The following is a 16,266-nucleotide window of genomic DNA, read 5'->3' as shown; positions in this document are numbered from 1 at the left end:
TCGGTCCGGCGTGTCGACCGGCCGGCGGGATCAGTCCACGCAACCTGCTTCACAGGATATCCTGTCTGACATTATATTGGCCGCATGAGTCCTCGGGCGATGACGGAACCCGCCTTCTTCATCCTCACCGTGCTGCTCGCCGGGCCCCGCCACGGCTACGGCATCGTCACCGACGTGACCGACGCGTCCGAGGGGCGGGTACGGCTGAAGATCGGATCCCTGTACGGGGCCCTGGACCGGCTCGTCGGCGAGGGCCTGGTGGAGCCGGACCGGGAGGAGGTGTGGCAGGGCCGGTTACGCCGGTACTACCGGCTGACCGGGCCGGGACGCCACGCCCTCGCCGCGGAGGCCGAGCGCCTGGCGGCGAACGCCCGCATCGCCTCCACCCGGCTACGGGAGCAGCGGAACCCGATCGCGGACGTGACGCCGTGACGAGTCGGCTGGAGGAGCGTTACCGCGCGGTGCTGCGGCTGCTGCCCGCCGGATACCGGCAGCGGTGGGAGGACGACATGGTCGCCGCCTACCTCGACAGCGTGGACACCGGCGACCCCGAGACGACCGCCGACGTCCTCGACTGCGGTCGGCCGAGCCTGTCGGAGGTCGCCAGCATCGTCTCCCTCGCGGTCCGGTTGCGCCTCGGCGGGGCGGACGCGCCACCCCGGGCGTACGCCTGGGGCCAGGCGGTGCGGCTGGCGACCCTGACCGCCGTGCTGGCCCACGCCGTCATGGCCACCGGCGGCATCGTCGGCACCCTGTGGCTCTCCGGAAACATCGCCTGGCTGCCGGCCGTCCCGCCCGACCTGGCGTTCACCCCGCCGTCGAGCACCTGGCACGCGGCGTGGGGCCTCGCTGGCTACGCCTGGTTGCCGGCGTACGTCGCACTCGTCCTGGGACACCGGCGGGTGGCCCAGGCGGTCGCGCTGGTCGCCGTCGTCCCGCCCACGGTCACCGTCGCCGTGGCCCAGGCCACCGGCTCGGCGCCGCTGACCGTGTCGCCCTGGGCGAACCGGCTCGTCGACGTCGTCCTGCTCCTGGCCATGGCGGCGTTCGCCCACGGCAGCGCCCCGGTGCCGCGCCGCCCCTGGCTGCTCGCGCTGCCGGTCGGCATCCTCCTCGTCCCCGTACCGCTGGTCGCCCTCCAGGCGGCCCGACCGGAACTGCGCCTGCTCGACTGGCCGGGCCTCTGCTGCCTCCTGGTCGCCGTCGCGATGCTGGTCCACCCGGCCGTGCGCCCCGGCCGGTCGGCACGGCTCCCGTGGTCACTGGCGTTCACCCTGCTCGCCGCGACCACGCTCGCCCTGCGCCTGGTGACCCTGCCCGACCACGGCGGCCAGGCAGAGCGCACCGCGCTGTTTGTTCTCGCCGGGGCGCAGGTCGCCGTCGTCCTGGCGGTGGGAGTGCCGGTCGCCCGGCGGGCGGCCCGAGCGCTGCGCGGACTTCCCGCGACCCCCGCTGACACCCTGGGGCCCACCACACCGATCGGATGACGACCGGACCTCGGCACACCCCCGACTCCACGTCGGAGGGGCCGCCGAGGTCCGGTTGCCGGCGTCCGATCAGGGACGGGGCCAGACGTTGCAGATCCGGAACTCGAAGTGGTGGGTGAACCCGTGCTGCTTGAAGTAGTCGTACTCCGTGCTGCCGGGCTGCGCCCAGACCCAGACCGCGTCCGCGCCGTGGAAGAGCGCGTGCAGCGGGACGGTGCCGGGCGGGGCGTCCGCGAAGCAGGCGAAGGCCTGCCCCTCCATCACCCAGCTCTGTTGCGCCTGCGGGTTGTCCGAGTAGTAGTAGCCACCCGCTTCTCCGCAGCCGCTGACACAGCGCGACTGGTAGATGGTCTTCAACCCGGGCACCGTCGCCCCCGGCGGGTAGACCTGGCCGATGGTGGACTGCTGGCTCCAGCCGCCGGGGCCGCCGCCGCCCGGGGAGAGGAAGTTGGCCCGCTTCGGCGCCGGCGCCTTGAACCGGTGCAGCGGCACCGCCCCGGTCGACTCGTAGGTGATGGTCACCGCCGAGTTCGCCGGCAGCGCGGCCCCGGCTGCCGGGTCCTGGGCCTGCACCTGGTTGACCGTGAGGGTGACCGCGTTGTCGTTGCGGTTGCAGGCCAACTGCACCGACTGGAGCGTGGCGCAGGCCTGGTCGGGACTCATCCCGACCAGGTTCGGCACGGCCGGGTGAGCGTAGTGGTCCAGCACCACGTTCGAGCCCGGGTCCGCGCCCGCGCCGGGGGCGGGGTTCTGCGCGACCACCATGTACGCGGGAGTGCCGGGGCCGAGGTCGCGGGGCACACAGTTCAGTCCCACCGGGCACGCCGTGTCGTGTCGCTGCCCGACGAAGTTGCCGACCGCGATCTGCGCCGGATAGGTGATCTCCACCGGGGCGTTGGTGTCCGCCGCGCTCTCCGGCGCCGGGCTCTGCCCGGTCACCACCCGCACCTTGCTGCCGTCGACGGCGAGCCCGGCGACCCGCTCCACACACGTCAACCGGGCGGCGATCAGAGCCTGGCACGCCTCGCCGGCGGGAAGTCCGGCCACCCGGGGCACCCGGGTCGGGCCGCGGTAGACCACGGTCACCGGGCGGCCCTCGCTGAGCCGTGAACCGGCCGGCGGGTTCGTGCTGAGCACCTTGTCGGTCTCGCCCTCGCCGTCCGGCTGGGCCACCGGCACGCAGCGCAGCTTCGGTTCCAGCCGGGCGCAGGCCGCCGCCCGGTCCAACCCCACGAGATCGGGGACGGTCAGCAACTCCGGCGCGCGGGGCGGCGGGACGGGCCGGGGCGTCCTGGGCGGCGGCGGAGGGGTGGCCGACCGGCTCGGCTTCGGCTTCTTCGGATCGTCCCCCCGACCGGTGATGTCGATCTCGTTGGAGCGGCCGTTGGTGTCGAAGGAGACCACGATGCCGGTGCCGTGCGGGTCGTTGATCCACACCCGGTTGTCCCGGACGCTCACCTCGAAGGTGGCCGAGGTGCCCGGCACGGTGGTGTAGGTGGCCACCCGCATCTCGGCCACCGGGACCACCAGCACGTGCCGGGTGGTGAAGTCCGGTACGTACACCCGTCCGTTGAGGACGACCGGAGGGCCGAACTGGTGACCGGCCCGGTCCGGCAGCGTCATGCGCTTCACCTCGCCGCTGCCGAAGTCGGCGATCACCAGTTCACCGCTGTTCGGCACCACCACAGCCAGGTGGCTCGGAGCGCCGGGGGCGGAGGAGACGCCGTACCGGGCGTCGAGGTCGAGTTGGCGACGCAGCCCGTCCGGCCCGTAGAGGCTCGCCTGTCCGGTCTCCGGCCGGTAGAGCACCGGCGCGCCGCTGACCAGGGTCAGGCCGACCTGCTCACCGCTGCCGGTGACCCGCTGCTTACCGGTGACCGTACCGCCGCTGATCTGCACCAGCTCGCCGCTCTCCGGCGCGTACGCCCAGGCGGTGCCGTTGCCGTCGACGACCGCCTTGGTGACGCGCGGGGCCGGCACCGGCGCACCCGGGCCGTCCTTGCGTTCGAGCTTGTTGAGGGTGCCCTGCTCGGCGTCGACCAGGTAGGTCGACCCACCGCCGGTGACCACGGCGAGCTTGCCCTTGGAGTCCGGCCGCCGCTGCACCGGCTCCGGCTCCAGCGACTCGGTGGGCAGGCGGGTGACCACACCGGTCTCGTTGTTGACCACGTAGACCAGCTCCGGTCCGACCTGGACCACCTCCAGGGTCTGCTTCCCGGTGGCGAGCTGCTTGGCGGTCCGCGCGTCGACGTCCCGGTTGTCCGCGTTGACGTGCACCACCCGGGACGACTTCTGCAGGTACGCCCCGCCGTCGTCGAAGGCCGCCCGGGAGGACCGGTAACCGGTGCCGAAGGCGAACGCGGTCGCCGCGACGGCCACGGCGGTCACCAGCAGGATCCGGTTGAGCCGGGTCCCGGTGAGGGCCTTCCGGCTGGGCCGTACGGCGGCCAGTCGGCGCAGCACGCGCGGACCACGTCGCTGCGGAGTGGATGCTCCAGCGGAGCCGGACATGGGAATCCTCCAGGGAACGCGGTGGGCCGCGGTGCGCGGGGCGGCATCGGCGCGATGAGGCGGCAGTGTCCGAGAATAGGCGAGGACCGCTGGGGCCGGCGGGTCCGACGGATGGGGAAGGATCCCCAGCAGTCGCGGGAAGGAGCGCGGGACCGGTGACAGGGATGCGGATCGAGGCGGCCGATCACACAGTGGAACCCGACCCGGACCAGCGGGTGACCTTCGGCCGGATCCGGGAGTGCACCATCTGCCTGGACCCGACCGACACCGGCATCTCCCGGATCGCCGGCACGGTGGCCCGGGAGGGCGACACCTGGTGGCTGACGAACAGCTCCACCACCCGTCCCCTCTCCGTCGTGGACGACCTGGGCTTCCGGTCGGTGCTGGCACCCGGCCGGCGGATCGCCGTGGAGAGTCCGACCAAGGTGCTGGTGGACGGCACGCACGGCCAGCACGGGCTGACCCTGCTGCCACCGGCGGTCCCGACGCCGGCCGGCGAGGTACCGCCCGAGGACGTGGCGGAGGCCACCGCGGTCGGCGCCGAGGTGATGATCAGCGTGGCGGACCGGCTGGCCATGGTGGCGCTCTTCGCCGGGTATCTGGAGGAGTTGCCCCGCTACGACCCCTACCCGAAGAGCTACGCGGCGGCGGCGGCCCGGCTCGGCTGGCCCCGCAGCACGCTGGTCAAGCGCATCGAGTACCTGCGGACCCGGCTGCACGCCGCCGGGGTGCCGAACATGACCGGCTTCAGCGCGCTCACCAACCTCGCCGAGTATGCGATCAGCCGTGGCCTGGTGACCCGGGAGGATCTCGCCCTGCTCCGTCGCTGACCGGCGCCCGCTCCGCTGCCCGGTCGGGGCGCCCGGTCCGGCCGGGAGTTGGGGAGCCTTTCCGATTTCGCCGGCCGGTGCCGCTGCCTAGCGTGGTCGACGACGCCGACCAGCGAAGGAGATCCGATGTCGGTCATCGGTGGCGAGATCAGCCAACTGCACTCCCTGAACACCAACTTCAACCGGCAGAGCTCGGCGGTGGACAGCCTGCTGCGCGAGCTGCGTACCGAACTGGCCAACACCTACTGGCGCGGCGGTGCGGCCGAGCGGTTCCGGACCTCCTGGAGCAGCGAGTACGAGCCGGCGCTGACCCGTCTCTCCGCCGCCCTCCAGGACGCGGCCCTGGAGGTGCGGCGTCGCGCGGACGCACTGGAGCAGGCCGGCGGCTGACCGGTCGGGGGTCGGTGCGGATCGGGGTTCGGGAGGCCGGGATGGAACGGGAAATTCGGATCGCGGTGGGGGGACGGGAGGTCCCGGTGGTGGTGCGGGCCGGTGCCCGGGCCACCGTGGCGGACCTCGTCGCAGCGATCGACCGGGTGCTGCCGGACGCCGGTCCGGGGCCGGTCGCCCCGGTCCGGCTCTGGCTCCGGGGGCGACCGTTGTCCCGTACCGCCCGGCTGGCCGAGCTGCCGCTGCCCGCCGGCAGCCGGATCGAGGTGGCCACCCGCCCGGGGGACGCCGGCCCCGAAACGGTCGGCGCGGTCGAGGTGGCCGTCGTCGGTGGGGCCGGTGGGGTGGCGGCCACCTCGTTCCGGTCCGGCTCGGACCTCACCGTCGGACGGTCGCCCGAGGCCGACCTCGTCCTGGCCGATCCCGAGGTCAGCCGGGTCCACGCCCGTCTGACCACCGGAGCGGACGGTGCCGCGGAACTGACCGACGCCGGTTCGCGCAACGGTACGGCCTGGCGGGGCGTCCGGCTGGACGCGCCGACCCCGGTCGCGCCGGGGGACGTCTTCGGCGTCGGCGAGACGGTGCTGACGCTGCGGCCGGTGGACCCGGCCGACGCCCCGGTCGAGCCGGTCGACGCGACCGGCACCATCCAGTACAACCGGCCGCCGCGGATCGCCGTCCGCGTCGACACGCCCCGGCTCACCGTGCCCCGCCGCCCCGAACCGCCGCGCACCGTACGGTTCCCGCTGCTGGCGATCCTGCTGCCGGTGCTGCTGGCCGGGGTGGCGTACGCGATCTTCCCGAACGCCGGTTACCTGCTGCTCTTCATGGCGCTCTCGCCCCTGCTGCTGCTGGCCAACGTCTTCTCCGACCGGCGCGGCGGTCGGAAGGAGTACCGCCAGGCGCTGGCCGACTACGAGCGGCAACGCACCGAGCTGACGGAGCGCCTGGACCGCCTCGCCGAGGAACAGGGACGGACCCGGCGGGAGGAGCTGCCCGACCCGGGACGCCTGCTGCGGACCGCCACCGGACCCACCCGACGGCTCTTCGAACGCCGTCCGACGGACGTCGACTTCCTGCGGCTGCGGGTCGGGCTCGCGTCGACGCTCGTGGAGGCGACCCTGACCGGTCCGGGCGCCGAACTCGATCCGACCGCCGAGCCCCTGGCGCTGCCGGCGGTGGCGCAGAGCCCGGTCGCGGTCGACCTGACCGTCGCCGGGGTGCTCGGACTGGCCGGTCCCCGGCCCGGGCTGCTGGCCACCACCCGCGCGGTCCTGGCCCAGCTGGCCACCCTGCACGCCCCGCACGACGTCGGGATCGTCCTGCTCACCGGTGGCGACGAGGCCGACGACTGGGCCTGGCTGAGCTGGCTGCCACACACCCTGCCGCACACCGCCGACCTGGAGTGCGACCGGATGGTCGCCACCGACGCCGAGCAGGCCCGGGCCCGGCTGGCCGGGCTGCGCCGCATCGTCGACCAGCGCCGGGCCGAACGGGCCGCCACGCTGCGGGCCGGTGCGCCGGCCGGGCGGCGGCTGGTCCTGGTGGCCGACGGGGCCCGCCGGCTGCGCGGCCTGCCCGGCCTGGCCGAGCTGCTCGCCGACGGCCCCGAGGTGGGGGTCTACGCGATCTGCCTGGACGCGCTGGAGACCGAGCTGCCCGGCGAGTGCCGGGCCACCGTGGTGGTGAACAGCGGCTCGGGCACCCGGGCGGTGGTACGTCGACCGGAGCACCCCGATGTGGACGGGGTGCTGCTGGACCGCCTCGACGCGGGCGGCGCGGCCCGGGTGGGGTACGCGTTGGCCCCGCTGCGGGTGCTCGGGGAGCGCTGGGGTGAGGGCGGCGGCGTACCGGAGACGGTGCGGCTGCTGGAGTTGGCCGGCCTGGGCCGGACCCCGGGGCCGGCGCAGATCCGGCAGCGCTGGGCCGCCGAGCCGGCCGGACGCTCCACCCGGCTGCTGCTCGGCGTCGGACCGGACGGACCGATCACCGTCGACCTGCGCCGGGACGGCCCGCACGCGCTGATCGCCGGCACCAGCGGCGCGGGCAAGTCGGAGCTGTTGCAGACCCTGGTCACCGGCCTGGCGCTCGGCAACACCCCGGACGCGCTCTCCCTGGTGCTGGTCGACTACAAGGGCGGCAGCGCGTTCGCCGAGTGCGCCCAGCTACCGCACTGCGTCGGGATGGTCACCGACCTGGACGGGCACCTGGTCAACCGGGCCCTGGCGGCGCTGCGGGCCGAGCTGCGCCGCCGGGAGGCCCTGCTCGCCGAGGCGGCGGCGAAGGACATCGAGGACTACTGGGCGATCACCGGCGGGCGGCTGCCCCGGCTGGTCATCGTGATCGACGAGTTCGCCTCGCTGGTGGAGGAGGTGCCCGAGTTCGTCAGCGGGGTGGTCGGCATCGGCATGCGGGGGCGCAGCCTCGGCGTGCACGTGGTGATGGCCACCCAACGACCGGCCGGCTCGGTCAACGCCGAACTGCGCGCCAACCTCAACCTGCGGATCTGCCTGCGGGTCACCAGCACGGCCGACAGCGCCGACGTGGTGGACGTACCGGACGCCGCCCGGCTCTCCCGGCACCAGCCCGGTCGGGCGTACCTGCGGGCCGGGCACAGCGACCTGACCCTGGTGCAGACCGCCCGGATCGGCTGGCCCCGGGCGGCGGCCACGGCGGAGCCGACGAGCGTGACCCTGCGCCCCCGCCGGGTCCGGGACCTGGGGCGTGGCCCCGTCCCGGCCGCCGAACCGCCGGCCGTCCCACCCGGCCCGGCCCCGGCCGACGGCGCGACGCCGGCGGCGGGGTCACCGGTGCCCGGCGCGACCGTCCCGGACCAGGTGGAGACCGACCTGACCGTCCTGGTCGCGGCGATCCGGGAGGCGGCCGAGGCGGCCGGCATCCGGACGCCGGACAGCCCCTGGCTGCCACCCCTGCCCGAGCTGGTGGTCGACGCCGAGCTGCCCGGTGGCACCGGCGGCGGAGCGTTGGCCGCGCCGATCGGACTCGCCGACCACCCCGAGCAGCAGGCGCAGCGCCCGTACCTGCTCGACCTGGAGCGCACCGGGCCGGTGCTGGTCGCCGGGATGGCCCGCAGCGGCCGGTCCACCCTGCTGCGTTCCCTCGTGGTCGGGCTGACCCGGCGGACCGGCCCGGCCGACCTGCACCTCTACCTGCTCGACCAGGGCAACCGGGCGTTGGCGCCGCTGTCCGGGCTGCCGCACTGCGGCGCGTACGTCGACGGTGACGACAGCGACCGCACCACCCGGGTGCTCACCCTGCTGGACGCCGAGATCGGCCGTCGGCAGCGGCTGTTGGCCAGCGGCGGGTACGCGGCCCTGGCCGAGCAGCGGGCCGCCGTCGCCGACACCGAGGCCCTGCCGTACCTGGTGCTGGTCCTCGACCGGTACGAGACGTTCGTGGCCCGGTACGGCGAGACCGACGGCGGACGGCTGGTGGACCTGCTCGACTCCCTGCTGCGCCGGGGACCGGCGGTGGGCGTGGTGACCGTGCTCGCCACCGACCGCTCCGGGTTCACCCACCGCCTCGCCGGAGCGGTGGCCACCCGGCTGATCCTGGCCCACGCCGACCCGGACGACCTGTCCGCGTACGGCATCAACCCGCGCGAGGCCCCCCGGACGATGCCACCGGGACGGGCGATCGGCCTGCCCGGGAACACGATGTTCCAGGTGGCGCTCCTCGACCCCGACCCGGACGGCACGGTGCAGGCGGCCGCGGTGCAGCGGCACGTCGCCGCCACCCGCTCCCGCTGGGACGGGCTGCCGGCGGAGCTGCTGCCGCAGCGGGTCGACCCGCTGCCGGTGGCCATCACCGCCGCCGAGGCCGACGCGCTGCGCCGGGGCCCGCTGCCGACCCGACCCACCGTGGGCACGGTCGGCGTGGGCGGGGACCACCTCGGACCGGTCGACGTGGACCTCGCCGCACTCGGGCACACCTTCCTGGTCGCCGGGGCCCCCGGCACCGGACGCAGTGGCGCGCTCCTGGCGCTGGCCGACTCGCTGCTGCGCCGGCCGGAGGCGCTGCCGGTGGTGGCGCTCTGTCCCCGTCCGTCGCCGGTACAGGAGCTGGCCGGCCGACCCGGGGTAGCGGCCGTCCTGACCGGACCGCGGGCCGACGCCGAGCTGGCCGCCGTGCTGGCCGACCTGGCCGGTCCGGTCACCGTGCTGGTCGACGACGCCGAACTGCTCGCCGACGGGTCGGCCGCGCACCTGCTGGAGGACCTGGCCCGGCAGGCCCGGGACACCGGCAACCTGCTGCTAGCCGCCGGCACCACCGACGACCTGGTGCAACTGCGCTACCGGGGCTGGCTGGCCCGGATGTGCCGGGCCCAGGCCGGCCTGCTGCTCAACCCGGTGTCCCACGTCGACGGCGACCTGTTCGAGGTCAAGCTGCCCCGCTCGACCTGCGGCGCCTGGCCGCCCGGTCGGGGGCTGCTGATGCTGCGCCGACGGGCCAGTCAACTCCAGATCCCCCTGCCCGAGCTGGCGGTACGTGGATGAGTGGCCCGACCCCGGGAGCGGACGGCTATGGTACGACCACGGTGGCGCTCGCGACGGATGGTCCGACGCCCCCGCACCGGTCCGACCACACCCCTGTAACCGTGGAGATCATGACCACCCCGGACGTAGACCCGGCGGGGCAACCCACGCTGCCGCCGACCATGCCTCCCGCCGCGCCGACCCCGCCGGCCGAGCAGGCTGTCGCGCTCGGCAGCCGCTACGTGATGGAGCGCCCGATCGGGGAGGGCGCCCACGGTCGGGTGTGGCGCGGCCGACGCCTGGCTGACGACGCCCCGGTGGCGATCAAGACCCTGCGTGAGGAGTACGCGGCGGACCCGGCGGCGGTGGCCCGCTTCCTGCGCGAACGCAACGCGCTCCGGGCGCTGCGGCACCCGCACCTGGTGCCGGTCCACGACCTCGTGGTCGAGGGGGACACCCTGGCGATCGTGATGGACCTGGTCACCGGGGAGAACCTGCGGGTCGCCGCCAGCCGGGGCGCCTTCGACCGGGACCGGGCGGTCACCGTGCTCGCCCAGGTCGCGGGCGCGTTGGCCGAGGTGCACGCGGCCGGGATCGTGCACCGGGACGTCAAGCCGGAGAACGTCCTGGTCACCTGGCGCGGTGGCGAACCCTGGTCCCGGCTCACCGACTTCGGCGTGGCGCAGGTCGCCGACGGGCAGACGCTGACCCAGCACGGCTACACGGTCGGCACGCCCGCCTACCTCGCTCCCGAGCTGGCCCTGGGCCGTACCGCCACGGCGGCGGTCGACGTCTACGCCCTCGGGGTGCTCGGCTACGAACTGCTGGCCGGCCGTCGGCCGTTCGACGCCGAGCATCCCTTGGGGCTGCTGCGGGCCCACATCGAGGACGAGCCGGTCCGCCCGGACGGGCTGGCCGAGCCGCTGTGGCAGCTGGTGCGGGAATGCCTGGCCAAGCGCCCGGAGGAGCGGCCGGACCCGGTCCGGCTCGCCGAACGGCTGTCCGACCTGGGTGGACCGGCCGGCACGCTACCGGTCGACGCCCCACCGCCGTTGCCGCCTGCGCGGCAGGCCGCCGAGGCGGATCAACCGGCGTGGCGCTTCGAGCCGACCCCGGTCGGTGGGGTGGAGAGACCGGATCCGGCGGACCTGCGCCTCGACTCCACCGCCGGGGCCGCCCCGGCCGGCCGGACCGGCACGGACGCACCGGCGGCCGTGACGCCGTCGACCGGGGCTGCGCCCGCCGGACCGGCGTCGACCGGAACCGCCCGCACCGGACCGGCGTCGGGAGCCGCCCGTACCGGGCCGGCGTCGACCGGGGCGGCCCGGTCGGGCGGCGCGGTGGAGGCGCTGCCCACCACCGGCGCGACCGTGCCGGTCCCCGAGCCGGCGAAACCCGAGCCGGCGAAACGCCGCCGCTGGCTGGTCCCGGCCGCCGGGCTGGCCGTACTGACCCTGGTCAGCGCGGGCGTGGGCGTGTGGTGGGGACGACCGGACGACACCGCCCGACCGGACACCACGGCCGCCACCCCCACCGCCCCGACCGGTCCCACCGCCCAGCTGTATCCGCTGCCGGTCACCGCGAGCAGCCCGCGCGCCGGCACGGTGCGCCTGGACTTCGGGGACCAGTCCAAGCTGCCGGGCTTCGACTCGTACGTGATCTGGCGGGACGACACGAAGATCGGTCAGGTCGGTGCGGCCGAGAAGGTGCCGCCGTACCTGATCCCCGGCGTCGACCGCCGGACCCGGCACTGCTACCGGGTCTGGGCCCTGGTGGTCACCGACCGGCCCCCACCGGCCCCGGCCGAACCGGTCTGCCTGACCGCCGACGGCAGGCAGTCGGCCAAGGATCCGAGCTGACCCACCGGCCGCACCGGCGGACCCGCCCCTCATCCGGCGACCCGCGTCACCCGCCGTACCCGGTCGTCCCACCGACTCCCAGAGCGAGGATCGCGTGAACACCAGCAACACCGAGGCCGGCCACGACCCCGCCGCCTACTTCGCGGGCCGGTACGAGGCGGTCCGGGCCAACGTCACCCGGGCGCTGTCCGGGAAGCCGGAGGCGGTACGTCTCGCCCTGACCTGCTTCTTCGCCGGCGGTCACCTGCTGGTCGAGGACGTGCCGGGGGTGGGCAAGACCACCCTGGCCAAGGCCATCGCCGCCTCGGTGGACGCCAGTTGGCACCGCATCCAGTTCACCCCGGACCTGCTGCCCTCGGACATCACCGGCACCACCGTGTACGACCAGCGCACCGGCACCTTCGAGTTCCGGCCCGGCCCGGCCTTCGCCCACCTGGTGCTCGCCGACGAGATCAACCGGGCGTCGCCGAAGACCCAGTCGGCGTTGCTGGAGGTGATGGCGGAGCGGCAGGTCACCGTGGACGGTCGCAGCTATCCGGTGCCGGCACCGTTCCTGGTCGTCGCCACCCAGAACCCGGTCGACCTGGCCGGCACCTACCGGTTGCCGGAGGCGCAGCTCGACCGCTTCCTGCTGCGCATCTCCGTCGGCTACCCGGACGTGGCGGCCGAACGGGACATCCTGGTCGGCCGGTCCCGGGACGGCGGGACCCCGGAACTCTCCCCGGTGGCCAGCGTCGAGCAGGTGCGCTGGATGATCGAGTACGTCAGCCGGGTGCACGTGGCGGACGCGGTGGCCGAGTACGTCGCCCGCATCGCCGAGGCGACCCGCCGGGACCCGCGCCTGCGGCTCGGCGCCAGCCCCCGGGGCAGTCTGGCCCTGGTCCGGGCCGCCCAGTCGTGGGCGGCCGGGCAGGGGCGCGGCTATGTCGTACCCGACGACGTGAAGGCGGTCGCCGAGCCGGCCCTCGGGCACCGGCTGCTGCTCGCCTCCGCCACCGAGATCGAGGGCGGTTCCGCCGACGACGTGCTGCGCGACGTGCTGGGCACGGTGCCCGTCCCGCTGGCGGCCCGGGTCTGATGCGTCGCCTGTGCCGAAGCACCGGGCTGACCGGCACCGGCCTGGCGGTGGCCCTGGGCTCGATCGTGCTGCTCGCCGCCGGTGCGTTCGGCGGCTACCCCACGCTGGGCGGGCTCGGTGCCACCGGGGTCGCGGTGGTGCTCGTCGCCGCGATCCTGGTCCGGATGCCGGCCCGGGTCCGGGTGACCCGTACCGTCGCCCCGCACCGGGTGACCGTCGGTGACCAGGTAACCGGCTGGCTGGAGGTGGTCAACGCCGGACGCCTGCGGACCGGACGGTTCGAGGCGGTCGACGGGCTGACCGCGCTGGGCGGCCGTCCCGCGTCCGGCCCGGCCACCAGCGCCGTCGACGCGACCCCCGCCGGGCGGACCGCCTCCGCGCGGCGGCGACGCGACCGGGACGACCACGGCGGCGGGCTGCGGATCGTGGTGCCCCCGCTGTCGCCGGGTGGGACGACCCGCCTCAGCTACCCGGTGCCGACCGCCGACCGGGGCGTGCTGCGACTCGGGCCGGTACGGCTGCACCGCCGTGACCCGCTGCGGCTGGCTCTGCGTACGCAGACCCTGGCCGCACCGGACCAGGTCTGGGTACGGCCCCGGGCGCATCCGGTCCGTCCGCTGCCGATCGGCCCGGTCCTCGACTTCGAGGGGCGGCTCACCGACCGGGTGCTCCGGGGCTCGATGGCCTTCGCCGCGTTGCGCGAGTACCGGCCGGGCGACGATCCCCGGCAGATCCACTGGCGTTCCACCGCGCGGGCGGGTGAGCTGATCGTCCAGGACCGGGTGGACACCACCGAACCGAGCGCCGCGGTGCTGCTGGACACCCGGGCCACCGTGCTCGACCGGGAACTGTTCGAGGAGGCGGTGGAGTTGACCGCCTCGGTGGTGGTCTCCACCAGCCGCTCCGGTCAGGCGGTCGACCTCGCGGTGCTCGGCGAGGACGTCGCGGAGCTGGCCCGGCTCGGTGCCCGTGGTCCGCTGGACCGGCTGGCCGCGGCCAGCCGTACCGACGACGGTGATCCGACCGAGCTGTTGGCGATGGTCGCCCGCGCCCCGGCCGGCGGCGGGCTGGTGGTGGTCAGCGGCGCGGATCCGGCGCTGGCGCCCGCGCTGACCGGGCAGACCCGCCGGTTCGGCGGGATCGTGCTGGTGCAACTCGTCGGGGACGGGTCGGCGCAGCCCGCCGCCGGTGCCCCGGACGGTCCGGTTCCACCCCGGCCGGCCGTCGGAGTCCCGCAGCCGGCCGGTACGTCGGTCAGCGTCCAGGGCGGTCTGGTGGTGATCCGCGCCGACCGGGCCCGGACCGCGGCGACCGCGTACAGCAGCCTCGCGGGAGGCCGACGGTGAGCCGATGGCTCCTGACCAGGGCGGCGCTCGCCGGCCTGCTCGGGCTGGCGCCGGTGGTCGCGTTCGCGGGACTCTTCGGCCGCACCGCTGACGAGGCCCTGGCCGACCCCGGATACCTGCTGCCGACCGCCGGCGCAGCCCTGTTGCCGGCGCTGGCCGGAATGCTGTTCGCCGCGACGACCCGGGTTCCGCCGGTCACCCGGCTCACCGTGGAGCTGACGGTGCTCGTCGCCTACGTCGGGCTGGTCAGTCCGGCCCGGGTCACCGACGGGCCGTACCGGCTGCTCACCTCCGTGCCCCCGGTCGACCCGGGCGGACCGGAACTGGCCCTGGTCGCGGTCCTCGCCGGCTTGGCCGGTATCGGCGCGGTGGAACCGTCGCTGCGTCGTGCCGCCGTGCCCTGGGCGTTCCCGGCACCGCTGCTGGCGATGACCGCCGGCCTGCTGCTGACCACGCCGACCGGGGTTCCGGGCTGGCTGGCACCGGCGGTGGCCGCGATCGCCCTGGCGATGTTCGCCACCGCCGCCGCCGGACACCGGAACCCGGACGCCGACCCCGACCGGAAGGCCCAGTCCGCCGGGCTCGACGGGCGCGGCCAGGCCGCCGGTCCCGGCCGTGGAGCCGCGCGGGCCGGGGCCGGCGGCCTGGCCGGCCGGCTGGTCGGCCTGCCCGGGCTCGTCCTGGTGCTGGCCGCCGGGGCGGCGGCCAGCCTGCTCGGGCCGGCCCTGGTCACCGTGGCCGGTGAGCGGACCCCGGCCGATCCCCGGGACCTGGTCGCGCAGCCCGTGCGCCCGCGCACCGGCAGCAGCCCGCTGGCCCAGTTCCCGGCGCTGCGCACCGGAAAACTCGGCCTGCGACTGACCGTCACCGGCGACGGGACGCCCGACCGGTTGCGGTACGCCACCCTGGACCGCTTCGACGGCACCTACTGGACCAGCGCGGCCACCTACTGGCGGGCCGGACGTCAGCTGCCCGCCCCGACCGGTCCGGCGGAGCTGGTCACCCAGCAGATCCGGATCGACCAGCGCGGCCCGCTCGAATGGCTGGTCAGCGCCGGGCGGCCGGTAGAGGTGTCGCTCGGCGGACTCGGGGTGGACCGGACCACCGGGGACGTGATCTTCCCGGAGAACCGGCCGGCCCCGGACGGGTACACCGTGCGGAGCGCCGTACCCCGCTTCACCGTGGCGGACCTGCCGGCCGACCCGCCGGCCGTGCTCCCGCCGGGATCTGTGCCGGCCGGGTCGGTGCCGGCCGGACTGCTCGCCGAGGCCACCTCGATCACCGGGGCCGGCTCGGGTTACCCCGCCCTGCGCCGGCTCGCCGACCACTTCGCCCGCAACGGCGACTACCGGCTGGACACCTCGCCCCGCCCGCCGGCCGGGCACGGGCTCTACCAGATCGACCGGTTGCTGGAGACCCGCAACGGCACCGCCGAGCAGTACGCGTCGGCGTTCGCCGTGCTGGCCCGGGCGCTCGGCTACGACGCCCGGGTGGTGGTGGGGTTCCGCACCCGGACCGGCCCCGGCGACAGTCGCGTGGTCACCGGCCGGGATGTGGACGCCTGGGCGGAGGTGCGCTTCACCAACGCCGGTTGGGTGCCGTTCCACCCGACCCCCGGCCAGTCCGGGGACCGCCGTCCGGACCAGCCCGATCCGCCACCGAGCAGCGCACCCGAGCCGGCCCGTACGCCGAGCGCGCCGAACCCCGCCAGCTCCACCGGCTCGTCCGCCCCACCGGGTGCCGCCGCAGACGCCGGACGGCCGGCGTCCGGTCCACCCTGGCCGGCCGTGGCGCTGCTCGCCGTACTGGGACTGTTCGTGCTGGTGGGTGTGCCGCCGACGGCCAAGCGGGCGGTGCGGGCCAGGCGACGCCGTCTCGACGATCCCGGCCGCCGGCTGCTCGCCGCCTGGCGGGACACGCTGGAACGCTGTGCCGAGACGGGAGTCACCGTCTCCCCGGCCGGTACGACCGGCGAGGCGCTGGCGACGCTGACCGGCCGGGTCCCGGCGGCCGACGGACCGGCGCGGGCACTGGTGGCGCTGGTCGACGCGGCGGCCTACGGCCCGGCGCGGGTGACGATCGCCGAGGCCGACCGGGCCTGGGCCCTGGCCGACACGGTACGGCGACACCTCGCCACAGCGTCGTCCCGGCGGCAGCGGATCGCCGCCGCGCTGCGGGTTCCGCCGAGGACCCCGGTGGCCGGCACCGGGCGGTGACGCTGGGGAACACTTCCCATTTCCCGTCGCCCGGCGCGGACCTAGCGTGTCGT

10 protein-coding genes are annotated in these 16,266 nt (G+C 75.5%); 9 read left to right on the top strand and 1 reads right to left on the bottom strand.

Annotation, left to right across the window (positions count from 1 at the left end):
* Positions 1–99 precede the first annotated feature (99 nt).
* Positions 100–432, top strand: coding sequence for a PadR family transcriptional regulator (locus tag QSK20_RS17570; RefSeq protein ID WP_285789701.1), 333 nt, complete (start codon positions 100–102; stop codon positions 430–432).
* Complete coding sequence (locus QSK20_RS17565) at positions 429–1,487, top strand: hypothetical protein (protein ID WP_285789659.1); 1,059 nt, start codon at positions 429–431, stop codon at positions 1,485–1,487. Before QSK20_RS17570 ends, QSK20_RS17565 begins: the two co-directional genes overlap by 4 nt.
* 69 nt (positions 1,488–1,556) lie before the next feature.
* On the opposite strand, the gene QSK20_RS17560 is transcribed toward QSK20_RS17565, so the two are convergent.
* Positions 1,557–3,998: a PASTA domain-containing protein gene (locus tag QSK20_RS17560; RefSeq protein WP_285789658.1), complete on the bottom strand. Its 2,442-nt coding sequence runs from the start codon at positions 3,996–3,998 to the stop codon at positions 1,557–1,559.
* Between the two features lie 155 nt (positions 3,999–4,153).
* On the opposite strand from QSK20_RS17560, the gene QSK20_RS17555 reads away from it, so the two are divergent.
* From QSK20_RS17555 to QSK20_RS17525, 7 genes are all read left to right on the top strand, one after another.
* Complete coding sequence (locus QSK20_RS17555) at positions 4,154–4,828, top strand: FHA domain-containing protein (RefSeq protein WP_285789657.1); 675 nt, start codon at positions 4,154–4,156, stop codon at positions 4,826–4,828.
* A gap of 126 nt (positions 4,829–4,954) precedes the next feature.
* The gene (locus tag QSK20_RS17550; protein ID WP_088980904.1) at positions 4,955–5,218 is read left to right on the top strand and encodes a WXG100 family type VII secretion target; all 264 of its coding nucleotides are present in this window, start codon (positions 4,955–4,957) and stop codon (positions 5,216–5,218) included.
* A gap of 41 nt (positions 5,219–5,259) precedes the next feature.
* The gene (locus QSK20_RS17545) at positions 5,260–9,735 is read left to right on the top strand and encodes a type VII secretion EssC family protein (protein WP_285789656.1); all 4,476 of its coding nucleotides are present in this window, start codon (positions 5,260–5,262) and stop codon (positions 9,733–9,735) included.
* Positions 9,736–9,845: 110 nt separating this feature from the next.
* Positions 9,846–11,573 (top strand): serine/threonine-protein kinase, encoded by a 1,728-nt coding sequence (locus tag QSK20_RS17540; RefSeq protein WP_285789655.1) that lies wholly within the window; start codon positions 9,846–9,848, stop codon positions 11,571–11,573.
* A 94-nt stretch (positions 11,574–11,667) separates the two neighbouring features.
* Complete coding sequence (locus tag QSK20_RS17535) at positions 11,668–12,651, top strand: AAA family ATPase (RefSeq protein ID WP_285789654.1); 984 nt, start codon at positions 11,668–11,670, stop codon at positions 12,649–12,651.
* Positions 12,651–13,997 (top strand): DUF58 domain-containing protein, encoded by a 1,347-nt coding sequence (locus QSK20_RS17530; protein WP_285789653.1) that lies wholly within the window; start codon positions 12,651–12,653, stop codon positions 13,995–13,997. The genes QSK20_RS17535 and QSK20_RS17530 overlap by 1 nt, the downstream gene beginning before the upstream one ends.
* Positions 13,994–16,213, top strand: coding sequence for a transglutaminase TgpA family protein (locus tag QSK20_RS17525; protein WP_285789652.1), 2,220 nt, complete (start codon positions 13,994–13,996; stop codon positions 16,211–16,213). The genes QSK20_RS17530 and QSK20_RS17525 overlap by 4 nt, the downstream gene beginning before the upstream one ends.
* Positions 16,214–16,266 lie beyond the last annotated feature (53 nt).

This window comes from Micromonospora sp. NBRC 101691 (assembly GCF_030269285.1).
In the GTDB taxonomy this organism is placed as follows: domain Bacteria; phylum Actinomycetota; class Actinomycetes; order Mycobacteriales; family Micromonosporaceae; genus Micromonospora; species Micromonospora echinospora.
This window is presented reverse-complemented; position numbering and strand designations above follow the sequence as displayed.

Excerpts from the sequence above, each read along its gene's own strand:
- QSK20_RS17570 (WP_285789701.1), top strand. The coding sequence starts at position 100 with ATGACGGAACCCGCCTTCTTCATCCTCACCGTGCTGCTCGCCGGGCCC.
- QSK20_RS17560 (WP_285789658.1), bottom strand. The coding sequence starts at position 3,998 with ATGTCCGGCTCCGCTGGAGCATCCACTCCGCAGCGACGTGGTCCGCGC.
- QSK20_RS17550 (WP_088980904.1), top strand. The coding sequence starts at position 4,955 with ATGTCGGTCATCGGTGGCGAGATCAGCCAACTGCACTCCCTGAACACC.
- QSK20_RS17545 (WP_285789656.1), top strand. The coding sequence starts at position 5,260 with ATGGAACGGGAAATTCGGATCGCGGTGGGGGGACGGGAGGTCCCGGTG.
- QSK20_RS17540 (WP_285789655.1), top strand. The coding sequence starts at position 9,846 with ATGACCACCCCGGACGTAGACCCGGCGGGGCAACCCACGCTGCCGCCG.
- QSK20_RS17530 (WP_285789653.1), top strand. The coding sequence starts at position 12,651 with ATGCGTCGCCTGTGCCGAAGCACCGGGCTGACCGGCACCGGCCTGGCG.